The following is a 12,236-nucleotide window of genomic DNA, read 5'->3' as shown; positions in this document are numbered from 1 at the left end:
CCTCGGCGCTCGAACCCGATGGCGTCCTCGCCGAGTGTCGACTCCGCGTAGTCGGCGACTCGGCCAGTACGGACCGTCGTGACGTCTATTCGGCGCGTCCCGCCGTCTTCGCTCGTGTTCGTGTCTGCTGCGTTCGCGCTCATACAACCACAGTCGAGAGGAGATGACATGTATCGAATCCTAGTAGAGTGAAAGTGAAACCGACAGACGGCGCCGAGTCGTGTTACTCGATGTCGTATCGGAGCCAGACGAGGCCATCGTCGAGGGACTCGACCCCTCGTCGGCGAAGCGCGACACCCTCCTCGGCGAGTCCTGGGTCGGGTTCAGGACCGCGAAAGAAGGACCGTGCGGACTCGCCGCCGACGAGTCTGGGGTGGACGAGGACGCTCACCTCGTCTACGAGTCCGGCCCGGAGGAGGACGCCCGAGAGGGTACCACCGCTATCGACGAGGACCGTCCCGACGTCGTACGCCGATTCGAGTGCGGCCAAGGCGGGGGGCAGGTCGACTCGGTCGTCACCCGCTTCGATAGCCTCGATACCGACGTCTTCGAGATACGTTCGGTACTCGTCGGGTGTGGACGCGGAGACGAGCGCGACGCCGCGACTCCAGAACGGACTTTCGAGGAGACCACGCCAGTTGCGGATTCGGCCGCGACTGTCGGGGACGACGAGCAGTGGACAGTCCTCGTTTTGGACTTCGAACGGCGCGAGTGATTCTGGGGCGTCGGCGGGGGGTGCTTCCTCGTCGGCGAGGAGTGTCTCACTGCCGACGAGGTGAACGCCGGCGTTCCACGTCGTCGCGAGTTCGTAGAACGTGCCGATGTCCGCGGTGAAGCCTTCGATGCGGCCGTCGAGGCTGACGGCGTTGTGGACGACGACGTGGGCCATACGAGAGATTGGTCGTGCGTGGAGAAATACGTTCGAGCAGTAGAGTGGGAGACGTTCGAGCAGTGGAGTGGGAAACGTTCGAGCAGTAGAGTAGGTACGGATGCCACCGACACCGCTGTACGACACCATATCGGGCCGTACAAGTGTCCGCAGCGGCGAGTTGACGGTGTGACAGACGCCGCCTTCGTCGTCGATATCAAACCCTCGGCCCGCCGGACCAACGGCGCAGTGGGGACACTCGTCAATCGACGCGGCGCGCGACACGTCTTCAGTTCCCGCGACGACGCCGAGATGTGGGCCAGTGGTCTGTCGAGTCGTGGGGGCGTCGCCGTCTGGATTCGCAGTGCCGACCCGCGCGACGAGAGCGACGTGGATGCGTATCTTGTCGGCAGGCGTGCGCGCGAGTCGGTGCTCGCAGGCGCGTACGACAAGCGACGGCGGCGATTGCGTGGAAGCGACGACGGCGAGCAAGCGGCGTTCGAGACGTTCGGCAGCGACAGTTAGTCGCTGGCCGAAGAGTGATTCGCTGTCGAATTCGAGAACGTGAGCACCGCGCCGCCGAGCACGAGTGCGAGGACGAGGCCCAGGACACCCGCCGCCCGGTACGCTTCGGCGACGAGAATGAGGAACAAGAGGGCCAAGATTGCGTCGAGTTTCTTCGTGAGCGTGGGGTCCATAGCCGTCGTTTCTGGAGAATATGTGACAACTCTTTCGGCGACAGACGCGTGTGCACTCGCTGGATACGTCGTGAGTGGCGGCGATTGAGTTGAGTTGGCACGTCACTGCGGGGTACTGGCCCCGGTTTCGTTCATAAAGCTTCGCCCGGGAGGAGCGAATGCTGTCTCGAGACGCGAGCAAGATGCTGTCTTTGAGAGTCGAAATCAGTAGAATGTGAGCGCCGAGGGTGAGATTTGAACCTCACTCGCTCCCTGGCGGTCGCTCGCTGGTTCAAATTTCAGGTCGCCGCACATCCTCGTCACGTGGGGCGAGAGACAGAACAGACTCTCGCGGGGTGACGTTCGGAAGAAGCGCCGAGGGTGAGATTTGAACTCACGTGTCCGAATGGACAGTAGATTTCGAATCTACCGCCTTGGCCGGGCTAGGCTACCTCGGCTTCCATTGCTTCATATCTCGCGGATAGTTTAATCCGTTTCGATTTCGAGAAGCTTCGAGTGCCGTGACCACACGACGAAACCGAGACGACCACCGAGACTAAGTTCCGCGCAGACGGGGACGTAGCATGGACATCGACGAGGCGAGCGAGACGTGTTCACAAGTTCTCGACGCCATCTCCGGGGCCGTCATCGCCGAACGGTCGTTCCTCGAAACTGTTCTCACGGGCGTCCTCGCCCGTGGCCACGTCCTCCTCGAAGACGTGCCGGGGACGGGAAAGACCCTCACTGCCCGGAGTGTGGCGACTGCACTCGGCCTCTCGTTTTCGCGCGTGCAGTTTACGCCGGACCTCCTTCCGGCCGACGTGACCGGGACGAACATCTACGACGAACGCGACCGGTCGTTCGAGTTCTCACCCGGTCCAATCTTCGCGAACGTCGTCCTCGCCGACGAAATCAACCGCGCGCCGCCGAAGACGCAGGCGGCCCTCCTCGAAGCGATGGAAGAAGGACAGGTGACCGTCGACGGCGAGACACACCAACTCCCGAAACCGTTCTTCGTCATCGCCACGCAGAACCCCGTCGAACAGGAGGGGACGTTCACACTGCCAGAGGCGCAGGTGGACCGCTTCGTCGTGAAGTCGGCTATCGGCTACCCGGACCTCGACGGTGAAATCGAACTCCTTCGCCGACGCGCGGGGCGTGAAGAACAAAGCCCGAGCATCGAACGCGTCCTCGACCGGGAGTCCGTCGTCGCCATCCGACGCGCGCCCGAACAGGTCCGCGTCGACGACGACCTGTTGCGCTACATGGCCGAACTCGCGCGGGAGACGCGAACCGACCGGCGCGTCCGCGTCGGCGTCTCACCCCGCGGGACGCAACGACTGTTCGAAGCCTCGCGCGCCCGTGCCGTCGTCGAAGGCCGGGCCTACGTCACGCCCGACGACGTGAAACGCGTCTCGCAGTCCGTCCTCGCACATCGCCTCGTCCTCACGCCAGACGCTCGCGTCGAAGACGTGCAGAAGGCAGACGTGATTGCCGACGTACTCGACCGTGTGACGGTGCCGACGATAGACTGAGGACGTCGCTGGAGAGGTGTGAGAGAGACCGGTTCGTCACCGCCTGACAGCGGCCACGAGTGCGACGACGCCGACGAGGAGCAACACGACGGCCGCGACAGGTTGCCCACCCGACGCGACCGACCCGAGTGCGTAGACGACGGCGACACCGACGGTGAGGACGAGTAGCGTCGTCGCCGCGTGGACGATTTCGAGGCGGGTCGTGTCCGTCTCTCGGCCGAGGTGTTCCCCCACAGAGAGGGCGTTTTCGGCGGTGTCCCACGCGAGAATCGACGCGACACCCCCGATGAGGAGTGCTTCGAGGCCTGCGCCAGTGACGCCAGCGACGAGGAGTGCGAGGAAGAACACAGTTCCCGCCGTATCGAGGATTCGGCGAGACCCACGCGTCAATCCGGCCGCGAGGAAGACGGTTCCGACGAGACCGGCGACGGCAGCACTCGCCGTCGTGAACGCGAGAGCGAGCGTGGCGAGTCCAGCAGCAGAGAGCGCAATCGCCGTTCCAGTTCTGGTCGGTAGGCGAGTGATTTCGCTCACTGGGACCACCCTGATGGACTCATTGTACCCTCCCTGATGGACTCATTGTTTCCACCCCGATTCTGCTCGCGCAAGGGCCACTGCGAGCGGTTCTGCCCCCCAATCGACGACGCGGATACCGGCACGTCGTAAGTCGCGGAGACGCAAGTCGCGTTCGAGGCGGGCGAGACGAGCGCCGACAGTTCCCGTGGCCGTCGGGTCGGGCGAGACGACAGTGACCGCGTGCCCGTACGCTTCCAGTCGTCGGGCGACGGAGACGGCGTAGTCGTCGGTGAGCGGCGTACAGAAGATGACCTGCGCGTCACTGGAGAGGCGTCGGCGCAATCGCCGGACTGCGATAGAGGGGAAGAACGCCTCGTCGGGCGGTGTCGGTGCGAATGCGGGATGGGTCGCGAAGAGTCGGCGGGCGCGGGCGCGGTGGTCGACTCCAGACGACGGGTCGAGCCAACACTCGTTCGGGCCGAACGCCGCCACGCCGACTCGGTCACCGCTGTCGAGGAGCGCCGAGAAGGCGATGCTCGCCGCATCGACACTTCGCTCGACCGCTGTCTCGGCGTCTGCATCCGGGGCGACGTGTGCTTCAGACCGTGTGTCGACGACGAGGACGACTGTCGCGGCGCGTTCTTCACGGAACTGGACCGTCGCGAGTTCACCCGTTCGAGCGCGGCGATTCCAGTCGATTCGTCGAATCGGGTCGCCGTGTCGGTACTCGCGGATGGACGCGAACTCCAAGCCCGACCCCGGGACGTCGGTTTCGACGCGGCCTGCGTACTTCGACGTGAGGCCGCGAAGCGGAAGGTCGGCCGTCGCCGCCAACTCGGGTTCACAACGCATCGTCGTCTCCGTGAGTACCGTCTCACGGCGCTCGACGGCACCGCTCGGGTCGCGCGCGACGACGACCGTTTCGTCCCACGTGTGCTCGCCGCGAATCGCCGTGACGGTGTACGTCGTCGTCGCAGTCGCACCGGGTCGGAGGGCCGTCCCGAGACGAGCAGGTCCATCCACGACGGCCAGGGCCGGCGGGACGCCATCGACGATTCTGAGGTCGAAGAGCGTCCGTGCGCTTTCGTTGGTGACGCTGAGGGTGACTTCGACTTCCTCGTCCGGGTCGGGCGTCGAATCGGAGAGTTCGCGCTCGATTTCGAGGGTAACCTCCGGAACCGCGGCGATGCGAACGTACCCGAGCAGGACGACGCCGAGTCCGGCGAGCAAGAGCGGTGCGGGTTCGCGCGTGAGGACGCCCGCCGCCGCGGCGACGAGGACGAGGCCTTCGAGGCCGCTCCAGCGTTCGGTGTCGAATCCACGCGTCATCCCTGCGCTCCGACTCTGTCGGCGTCACCATCAGCGGTCCGCGAGGTGTCGCGTCCGGCAGTTTCTCTTCTCGAATCGCGCCCGATGGTCTCTATCGCAGCAATCGTCCGGTCGACTCGGGCGACCAACCGCGACTGGCCCGATACGAAGAGTCGGAGTCGATAGCTGAGCGGGACGGAAACGTCTGCTCCGAGGAACCGGGCCGCGACGACGTCGTCGGTCCATCCACCCGTGTCGACGAGTGCCGATGCACCCTCTGGGGTTCGGCCGTCGCGGAGGACGAGAGCGCGCACCGCCCGCTGTTCGAGTCGGTCGGTGAGGCGGTCACGAGCACCCCACTGGCCCTGACGCGTCGTGGCCGCCACGAGTTCGCTATCGAAGTCAGCACCGGGGACGGGGACTTCGACGCGAACCTCTGGGTCGCCCGTCGTCGTCGTCCGGACGGGTGTCTCGCGCCGACGTTGGACGTACCGCAATCCTTGAATCGTCGCGAGCGCGGCGACTATCCCGAGAAACACGTCTGTGAGTTCGATACCCAGTGAGATGCCGGCGACGATGGCGAGGCCCCCAGTGGTTGCGGCGACGCCGACGAGAAGCGCGAGCGACCGAGTTCGTGTCACAGTGACTCCTCCTGACCCGAACGGCGCTCCGGGTTCGAACCACGCGGCCGTCTCGAATCATGCTTCAGACCGGGCCCGCCGTCAGACGCGTAGGTCGATTCGATGCGACGAAGCGCGTCGACCGCGCGTTGCTCGCGTGCTGTCGTCGCGTCGGCCCCGCCGTACCGGACTTCCTCGAAGAGCGTCGTCAGTTGTGTCACGTCCTCCCGCGCCATGCCCGCCTCGACGGCGACTGCGGCGAACTCCGCCGGCGTCGCAGACTGTCGGTTGGGCACGTCGAGGTGGTCGGTCATCTCCGCCCACGCACGGAACACTTCGTTGTCGACGCCGCTCTCACCAGATTCGATTCGCTCGGCAGCAGCACCGGCGGCCCGCCCGACGGCCGCGACGTTCGGGGCTTCGTCGGGCGTCGCGTCCACGCCCTCTTCGTCTTCGTCTGGCGAGTCGCCCGTCCCGGTCACGAGCATGAAGAGGGCGACGACGAGGGCGACGACGAGCAAGAGGGTGAACACTGCCGTCGGGGGCGAGATGCTCTGGGCACCGCCCGCACTCTCACCGAGTTGTCCACCGCCACCGGGGGCGAACAGCGAGATGTTCCCTGCGGCGGCAGCGGCCTGTCTCGAAAACGAGAACTCCTGACTGCACGCGGTCAGCAACCCGAACAAGAGAACGACAGGTGGCCCCAACGCGAAGACGACTGCGACGGGGGGAAGGAGCGAACGAGTCTCCCAGTAGGCGTACCCACCGAGAAGGAGAAAGACGGCGGCGACGAGGGCGAGCACCCACGGTGAGAGGAGCCACGGGAGACACGGGGTCGGAATGCTGATTCCTTCGCTATCGCCCGAGAGTGGTTGGAACCCCGTATCCTGTGACTCACCAACGCCACCACCGCCGGCGTCGCCAGCACCGAATCCCGAGGGAGCACCGTCTGTCACGACAGTCGAGTCGATGGTCGCCGCGGCGACGGCGAGGGCGACGACGGCGAGGAGGGCCAGTGCGAGCGCACCGTACGCAGAGCGGTCCACGACACACAGTAACAGTATCCGGGGTAAAGACATTTCGAGGACTGCGTGGAGAGCCACTGGACTTCCGACAGAGACAGACCACCAATACAAGTGAACGGGACAGCTACCGCGTGGTCAGATACCGTCACTGCAGGGCCGACACACCACAGTTACAAGTGAATGGTGACCGCCGAGCGACGGCAGAGACTGGACCCAGAGACACCACCGTTTCATGTGAACCGGAGTGAGCGTCCGAGGGGTCGAACTCGAAGAGACCACACGTACAAGTGAATGGACAGTGGTGGATACGGCTTCGCGGACCCACCACAATTGCAGGTGAATTGCCGTCGAGAGCCTCAGCAGGTGCCAAATTCACGCGTTTGCCGTCACGTGTGAGACCGGTCCCACCGCGTTTTCCTGTCAACACTTTAGTTGAAACTGTGCTCTGTTGTTCTTCTAGAGTGTGTCGTGTGTCGTTGTTCACTTGTAACAGTGGTGTGTGTCTGTATCGTACGTGTCGCGAACGACAGAGTAAGACGCCGTCTGTCTTCAGCACGTCGTCGATATCGTTCGTCGATGACTTCGGCAGACTCACCCCCTAGTCGACTCACTCTGTGACGACCACACACGGACACACGAGAGTGTGCGTTCAAATGAATCAGATGAAATCGGGGTTTTAAATAGGGGGACGCGACAACGACCCGACGCTAATGCGCCGGTTCGAACGAAAACAAAACGTCTTCGTCAACAAGGACGCTCTCGGTGAGTCCTACAAACCCGAGCGCATCGAAGAACGCGACGACGAGATTTCGGAGTATATGGACGCCCTCCAACCCGTCGTCGACGGATGGGAACCGAACAACATCTTCCTCTACGGGAACACCGGCGTCGGAAAGACGGCCGTGACCGAGTTCCTCCTCGAGATGCTCCTCGAAGACGTCTCACAGTACGACGACGTGGACTTGAGCGTCATCTCCATCAACTGCAAGACGCTCAACTCCTCGTATCAGGTCGCAGTCGAACTCGTCAACGAACTCCGACCGCCGGGCGCGGAGATAAGTTCGACCGGCTATCCCCAACAGACCGTCTTCAAGAAACTCTTTCAGGAGTTAGACGACGTTGGTGGCACCATCCTCATCGTCCTCGACGAAGTCGACTCCATCGGTGACCGCGACGAATTGCTCTACGAACTCCCTCGCGCGCGCTCGAACGGCAAACTCGAAGACGCGAAAGTTGGCCTCATCGGCATCTCGAACGACTTCAAGTTCCACGACCAACTCGACCCGCGGGTACAGGATACGCTCTGTGAGCGTGAACTGCACTTCCCGCCGTATCAGGCCCCGGAACTCCAGAACATCCTCGAATCGCGTGCCGAAGTTGCCATCGCCGCCGACTCGTGTGAAGAGGGCGTCCTCAATCTCTGTGCCGCACTCGCCGCCCGCGACAGCGGAAGCGCACGCCAAGCCCTCGACTTGCTCAGATTGGCAGGCGAACACGCCGAGAACAAAGACGACGACCGAATCACGCTCGACCACGTCGACATCGCCCGGCAGAAACTCGAACAGGAACGCGTCGTCGAAGGGATGCGCGAACTCACCGAGAACGGTCACTTCGCACTCCTCGCAGTCGTCTCGAAAGCGGCGCACGACGAGACGCCCTGTCGAATGCGTGACCTCTATCAAGAGTACCTCCGCCTGTGCAACTCCGCCGGTATCGACCCACTCGCCCAGCGGTCGGTCCACAACCATCTCTCGGACCTCCGGATGCTCGGCATCCTCTCGGCCGAAGAGAACCGAACCGGGTCGCGGGGGAACTACTACAGTTACGCCCTCGACGTTCCCTTCTCCAGCGCGATGGAAGCGCTCTCGGACGTGCTGTCGCTCGATTCGGTGTTAGACGAGATTCGGAAGACGGCGCGGCAGGCAGAAGCGGTCTAAGCAGGTACCCGCCACGGGCGTCGGCGTATTCTCACTTCTCAGCGGGGCGATTGCGTTCGAAGAGTTGCCACAGTAAGACCACGCTCGCAATCGAGAACGCGACGAACAGGACGAACGAACCGGTCCCAACGTCACCGCTGAAGACAGCCTCCGCCTGACTGACCGCCCCGACGAGTGTGAGGACGAAGAGTACGACGACACCTCGGCGGTTCAGTGTGTCAGGTCTGTCCATACAGTATCATGTACTCGTACCCACATGAAGCTACACAGTAGTGAGCGCTCTTCCGCCGTCGCAGCAGACAGCGGCCGTGGCGACGTTCATCGGTGGCTCACCCGACCAGTCGACCAAACACGAACTCGCTACTCGTTCCGAGGGGGTCGTCCGCCATCCGCGTCTCCAACTGGTCGAACCCTGCCTCTCGAAGTTGTCGAAGCGTCTGTGACCTGCCGGGCGACGAAAAGAACATCTCTCCGCCCATCCATCCGCGACGGACAGTTTCGAACCGCCCACCGGGAAGCGTCATCAGCACACTCCCGCCGGGTTTCAGGACGCGTGCGAACTCACGATAGACCGCCGGGTGCGACTCCCGAGGCACGTGAAACACCGCATGATAGGCCGTAATGGCGTCGACCGACTCGTCGCGCAGCGGTATCTGGAGCATGTCGGCCATGACCAACTGCGCATCTGGAACCGTGCTTCTCGCCAGGTCGAGACCACGCCGAGAGAAGTCGAGGCCGACATTTCCAGCGGGGAGGTTTGCGAGCGTCCGAGCGCCGTCTCCGCACCCGACGTCGAGGACGACTGGGTCGTCTGGGAGGTCGGCGACGAACTCCGAGAGGAGAGCGGCGTCGGACCCGGTGGGGTCTCTGTTCCGGGCGTACGCCTCGGAGACGGTATCCCAGGCGTTCCGCACGGCGTTTCTGTCCATGCCAGTCGTAGGGAGCGAGACGAGATAACAGTCTGTCAGTCGCGCCACTCCCGTCGGTCTCGGCGGTCGAGAGAGACGGTGAGCGCCCGCCAGTCAGAAAATCGACCCGAAGACGACCGACCCGACGAGCATCGTCCCGACCATGACGCCGAGTCCGAACCCGAGAATCCGAGTCATCGCGCGGCGAGCGTCGGGTTCGGTCCACCCCGTTCGCGTGTCGAGGTGGTCTTGCATGGCCTCGATGCCCCGGCCGAGTGCGACGGCACCCGACCAGCCGAGGAGGCCGAATCCGAAGACGAGTGACCCGAGGGCGAACGTCGTGTCGACGGCGGCGGTCACGTCACCAAAGAGGGCAGACCCGACCAGCGCGACGACTGCGACTCCCACGCCGACGACGAGTGCCGTTCCGACGAGGTGAAGCCGAACGGTAGCCCGTTCGGTGAGCGGCGGGCGTTCGTCCGGCGGGTGCTCGGGTGCTGTAGACATCGTAGAAAGGGACGTCGTGGTGAGACGTTAGTCGACCGCTTCGCGCATCCGTGGGTCCAGTGCGTCGCGCATCCCGTCACCGAGGAGGTTGAATCCCAACACGGTGAGTGCGAGGAAGAACCCGGGGAAGAACGACCACCACCAGACGCCGGTGAGGAGGCCTTGGCTCACACCGTTCGAGAGCATCAGCCCCCACGAGGGCGTCCCGGCCTCGGCACCGAACCCGAGGAACGAGAGTGCCGCGAGGTCGATGATAGCGAGACCGAAGTTGAGCGTACTCTGCACCGTGATGGGTGCGAGACAGTTCGGCAAGACGTGTCGAGCGAGCACACGCGGGTCGGCCGCCCCGAGGGCGACTGTCGCGTCGATGTACTCGTTTTCGAGGACGGTCAACGCCGCCCCGCGGACGACGCGGGCGAACCGCGGCGTGTAGACCAAGGTGAGTGCCGCAACCGCGCGCCACAGGCCAAGGTCGTCGGGGAAGATGGCGACGAGCGCGAGCGCCAACAGGAGCGACGGGAACGCGAGCAACACGTCCATCGTCCGCATGATGACGTTGTCGGTCACGTCGCTGTAGTACGCCGCGATGATGCCGAGTGAGACGCCGAGTGTCGTCGACGCCGCGACGGTCACCGTCCCGAAGAGCATCGCGTACCACGCACCGTAGGCGACGCGCGGCACGAGGTCACGCGCCTGCCCGTCGGTCCCGAAGGGGAATTCGAGACTCGGTGCGGCACGGTTCGGGTTCGTCCCCAGTTGCGACTGGGTGATGACCTCGAGGTCGACGAACAGTCTGGCGTAGATTGCGATGAGCACCATCGCGACGATGATGGCAATCCCGGCCAGCGCCAGGCGGTTCGAGAGCAGTCGGGAGACGAACGGCGACGCAGTAAAGCGGTCGATGAGACTGCGCTGGTTGGCGTCCACCGTCGTCTGTGTCGTGGTTTTCGTGTCAGTGCTCATTGTTCGATGCGTGGGTCGAGGATGGAGTAGGTGATGTCGACGCCGAGGTTAACCAGCGTGAACAGGAACGCGAACGTCAGGACGGTCCCCTGCACGATGGGGTAGTCGCCGACCTTGATGGCCTCGACCAGGAGCGTCCCGATGCCGCCGATAGCGAACACCGTCTCCGTCAGCACTGCGCCGCCGAGCAGGCCACCGAACTGGATGCCGATGACCGTGATGACGGGAATCATTGCGTTGCGGAAGCCGTGTTTCAGGACCGTGATCTTCGCGCCTTGGCCCTTCGCCCGCGCGGTCCGCATGTAGTCTTGGCGAATGACCTCCAGCATCGACGAACGCATCATCCGCGAGATGAGCGCCATCGAGTAGATGCCGATGACCGTCGCTGGGAGAATCATGTGCCGTGCCGCGGAGATGAACATCTCCCACTCGCCCGCCAACAGCGTGTCGACGGTGACGAGGCCGGTCACGCGAATCGCCTCGACGTTGTAGAGGACCGAAATCCGGCCGCTCGTCGGGAGCCATCCGAGCACCTGCGCGAACAGCAGGATGAGGAGCGGTCCGCTCCAGAAGATGGGCACACTGATACCGGCGAGTGCGCCGATACGGGTCGTGTGGTCCGTGAAGCTGTCTTGCTTGACGGCGCTCAAAATCCCGAGCGGGATGCCGAGCGAGATGCCGATGAGTTGCCCGTAGATGGCGAGTTCCAGCGTGACTGGCAGCTTGTTCGTGAGAACCTCGCTGACCGGCGTGTTCCGCTGGATGATGAAGGACTCGCCGAACTCGAACTGTGCCGCGTCGACGAGGAATCGGCCGTACTGGACCCATATCGGGTCGTTCAGACCGAGACTCTCTCTGACCTGCTGGACGAACTCCTCGCTGGCCCGCTCGCCGGCGATGGTCAGTGCCGGGTCGCCCGGCGAGAGGTGCAGAATGGCGAAGACGAGCGACGCCACTCCCACCAACACCGGGACGAGCAACAGCAGCCGCTTGAGTACGAATCGTGTCGAAATCATGTATGGAAAGACGACCGGTCAGGCTCTATTCGAGGCTGACCAGGTTGAGGTACGGACCACTGATGGCCGCAATCTGGAACCCACTGACGCGGCTGGAGACGCCACGGAGTTCGTCTGCGTAGTCGAGGTAGACCCACGGTGCCTCGTCGTGGGCAATCTGGTTCGCTTCGTTGTAGAGCGACTCGCGCTCTGCTTCGTCGTAGGACGACTGACCCTGTTCGACGAGGTCCATGTACTCCTGGTTGGCCCAGGCGGAGCGGTTACTGGTGTTGTAGCCTTCGGTGTCGAAGCTGACCCAGTCCTGTCCTTCGGTGAGCTGGTCTTCTTCCACCTGCGGGTGGAGAAGCACGTACATG

General features: G+C 63.8%; 14 protein-coding genes, 1 tRNA gene and 1 pseudogene. 3 read left to right on the top strand and 13 right to left on the bottom strand.

Annotated features, from left to right (window positions below; genetic code table 11):
* Positions 1-223 precede the first annotated feature (223 nt).
* The gene (locus tag AUR66_RS11480; RefSeq protein WP_058572532.1) at positions 224-889 is read right to left on the bottom strand and encodes a dihydrofolate reductase family protein; all 666 of its coding nucleotides are present in this window, start codon (positions 887-889) and stop codon (positions 224-226) included.
* Positions 890-1,057: 168 nt separating this feature from the next.
* On the opposite strand from AUR66_RS11480, the gene AUR66_RS11475 reads away from it, so the two are divergent.
* Positions 1,058-1,393 (top strand): hypothetical protein, encoded by a 336-nt coding sequence (locus AUR66_RS11475; RefSeq protein WP_058572531.1) that lies wholly within the window; start codon positions 1,058-1,060, stop codon positions 1,391-1,393.
* Here the strand turns inward: AUR66_RS11475 and AUR66_RS21235 are convergent.
* Together AUR66_RS21235 and AUR66_RS11470 are read right to left on the bottom strand one after the other, a co-directional pair.
* Complete coding sequence (locus AUR66_RS21235; protein WP_157533078.1) at positions 1,390-1,566, bottom strand: hypothetical protein; 177 nt, start codon at positions 1,564-1,566, stop codon at positions 1,390-1,392. The two genes, AUR66_RS11475 and AUR66_RS21235, sit on opposite strands and share 4 nt — an antisense overlap.
* A gap of 352 nt (positions 1,567-1,918) precedes the next feature.
* A tRNA-Ser gene (locus AUR66_RS11470) sits at positions 1,919-2,003 on the bottom strand.
* A 126-nt stretch (positions 2,004-2,129) separates the two neighbouring features.
* Here AUR66_RS11470 and AUR66_RS11465 point away from each other — a divergent pair.
* Positions 2,130-3,080: an AAA family ATPase gene (locus AUR66_RS11465; RefSeq protein ID WP_058572530.1), complete on the top strand. Its 951-nt coding sequence runs from the start codon at positions 2,130-2,132 to the stop codon at positions 3,078-3,080.
* 36 nt (positions 3,081-3,116) lie between these two features.
* On the opposite strand, the gene AUR66_RS11460 is transcribed toward AUR66_RS11465, so the two are convergent.
* The 4 genes from AUR66_RS11460 to AUR66_RS11445 are packed head-to-tail and all read right to left on the bottom strand — an operon-like array spanning position 3,117 to position 6,570.
* On the bottom strand, positions 3,117-3,623 hold the full coding sequence (locus AUR66_RS11460; RefSeq protein WP_058572529.1) for a DUF7519 family protein: 507 nt from the start codon (positions 3,621-3,623) through the stop codon (positions 3,117-3,119).
* A gap of 33 nt (positions 3,624-3,656) precedes the next feature.
* Positions 3,657-4,925 carry a DUF58 domain-containing protein gene (locus AUR66_RS11455; RefSeq protein ID WP_058572528.1) on the bottom strand — a complete coding sequence of 423 codons (1,269 nt, stop codon included), beginning with the start codon at positions 4,923-4,925 and terminating at the stop codon, positions 3,657-3,659.
* Complete coding sequence (locus AUR66_RS11450) at positions 4,922-5,545, bottom strand: DUF7269 family protein (protein WP_058572527.1); 624 nt, start codon at positions 5,543-5,545, stop codon at positions 4,922-4,924. The genes AUR66_RS11455 and AUR66_RS11450 overlap by 4 nt, the downstream gene beginning before the upstream one ends.
* The gene (locus tag AUR66_RS11445; RefSeq protein ID WP_082682187.1) at positions 5,542-6,570 is read right to left on the bottom strand and encodes a DUF4129 domain-containing protein; all 1,029 of its coding nucleotides are present in this window, start codon (positions 6,568-6,570) and stop codon (positions 5,542-5,544) included. The genes AUR66_RS11450 and AUR66_RS11445 overlap by 4 nt, the downstream gene beginning before the upstream one ends.
* Positions 6,571-7,259: 689 nt before the next feature.
* Here AUR66_RS11445 and AUR66_RS11440 point away from each other — a divergent pair.
* The gene (locus AUR66_RS11440) at positions 7,260-8,486 is read left to right on the top strand and encodes an orc1/cdc6 family replication initiation protein (RefSeq protein WP_058572526.1); all 1,227 of its coding nucleotides are present in this window, start codon (positions 7,260-7,262) and stop codon (positions 8,484-8,486) included.
* A 31-nt stretch (positions 8,487-8,517) separates the two neighbouring features.
* On the opposite strand, the gene AUR66_RS11435 is transcribed toward AUR66_RS11440, so the two are convergent.
* The 6 genes and pseudogenes from AUR66_RS11435 to AUR66_RS11410 all read right to left on the bottom strand — a co-directional run.
* Positions 8,518-8,718 (bottom strand): hypothetical protein, encoded by a 201-nt coding sequence (locus AUR66_RS11435; RefSeq protein WP_058572525.1) that lies wholly within the window; start codon positions 8,716-8,718, stop codon positions 8,518-8,520.
* 97 nt (positions 8,719-8,815) lie between these two features.
* A complete protein-coding gene (locus AUR66_RS11430) occupies positions 8,816-9,415 on the bottom strand; it encodes a class I SAM-dependent methyltransferase (protein WP_058572524.1) in 600 nt (199 codons plus the stop codon).
* A gap of 93 nt (positions 9,416-9,508) precedes the next feature.
* On the bottom strand, positions 9,509-9,901 hold the full coding sequence (locus tag AUR66_RS11425) for a DUF7268 family protein (protein ID WP_058572523.1): 393 nt from the start codon (positions 9,899-9,901) through the stop codon (positions 9,509-9,511).
* A gap of 27 nt (positions 9,902-9,928) precedes the next feature.
* Positions 9,929-10,864 (bottom strand): ABC transporter permease, encoded by a 936-nt coding sequence (locus AUR66_RS11420; protein WP_058572522.1) that lies wholly within the window; start codon positions 10,862-10,864, stop codon positions 9,929-9,931.
* A complete protein-coding gene (locus tag AUR66_RS11415) occupies positions 10,861-11,880 on the bottom strand; it encodes an ABC transporter permease (protein WP_058572521.1) in 1,020 nt (339 codons plus the stop codon). Before AUR66_RS11415 ends, AUR66_RS11420 begins: the two co-directional genes overlap by 4 nt.
* Positions 11,881-11,905: 25 nt before the next feature.
* Positions 11,906-12,236, bottom strand: a pseudogene (locus tag AUR66_RS11410) (ABC transporter substrate-binding protein); the annotation flags it as partial.

It is taken from the genome of Haloferax profundi, assembly GCF_001469865.1.
In the GTDB taxonomy this organism is placed as follows: Archaea; Halobacteriota; Halobacteria; order Halobacteriales; family Haloferacaceae; genus Haloferax; species Haloferax profundi.
This window is presented reverse-complemented; position numbering and strand designations above follow the sequence as displayed.

Coding starts and splice junctions, on each gene's coding strand:
- AUR66_RS11480 (WP_058572532.1), bottom strand. CDS start 889: ATGGCCCACGTCGTCGTCCACAACGCCGTCAGCCTCGACGGCCGCATC.
- AUR66_RS11425 (WP_058572523.1), bottom strand. CDS start 9,901: ATGTCTACAGCACCCGAGCACCCGCCGGACGAACGCCCGCCGCTCACC.
- AUR66_RS21235 (WP_157533078.1), bottom strand. CDS start 1,566: ATGGACCCCACGCTCACGAAGAAACTCGACGCAATCTTGGCCCTCTTG.
- AUR66_RS11415 (WP_058572521.1), bottom strand. CDS start 11,880: ATGATTTCGACACGATTCGTACTCAAGCGGCTGCTGTTGCTCGTCCCG.
- AUR66_RS11430 (WP_058572524.1), bottom strand. CDS start 9,415: ATGGACAGAAACGCCGTGCGGAACGCCTGGGATACCGTCTCCGAGGCG.
- AUR66_RS11440 (WP_058572526.1), top strand. CDS start 7,260: ATGCGCCGGTTCGAACGAAAACAAAACGTCTTCGTCAACAAGGACGCT.
- AUR66_RS11420 (WP_058572522.1), bottom strand. CDS start 10,864: ATGAGCACTGACACGAAAACCACGACACAGACGACGGTGGACGCCAAC.
- AUR66_RS11465 (WP_058572530.1), top strand. CDS start 2,130: ATGGACATCGACGAGGCGAGCGAGACGTGTTCACAAGTTCTCGACGCC.
- AUR66_RS11455 (WP_058572528.1), bottom strand. CDS start 4,925: ATGACGCGTGGATTCGACACCGAACGCTGGAGCGGCCTCGAAGGCCTC.
- AUR66_RS11435 (WP_058572525.1), bottom strand. CDS start 8,718: ATGGACAGACCTGACACACTGAACCGCCGAGGTGTCGTCGTACTCTTC.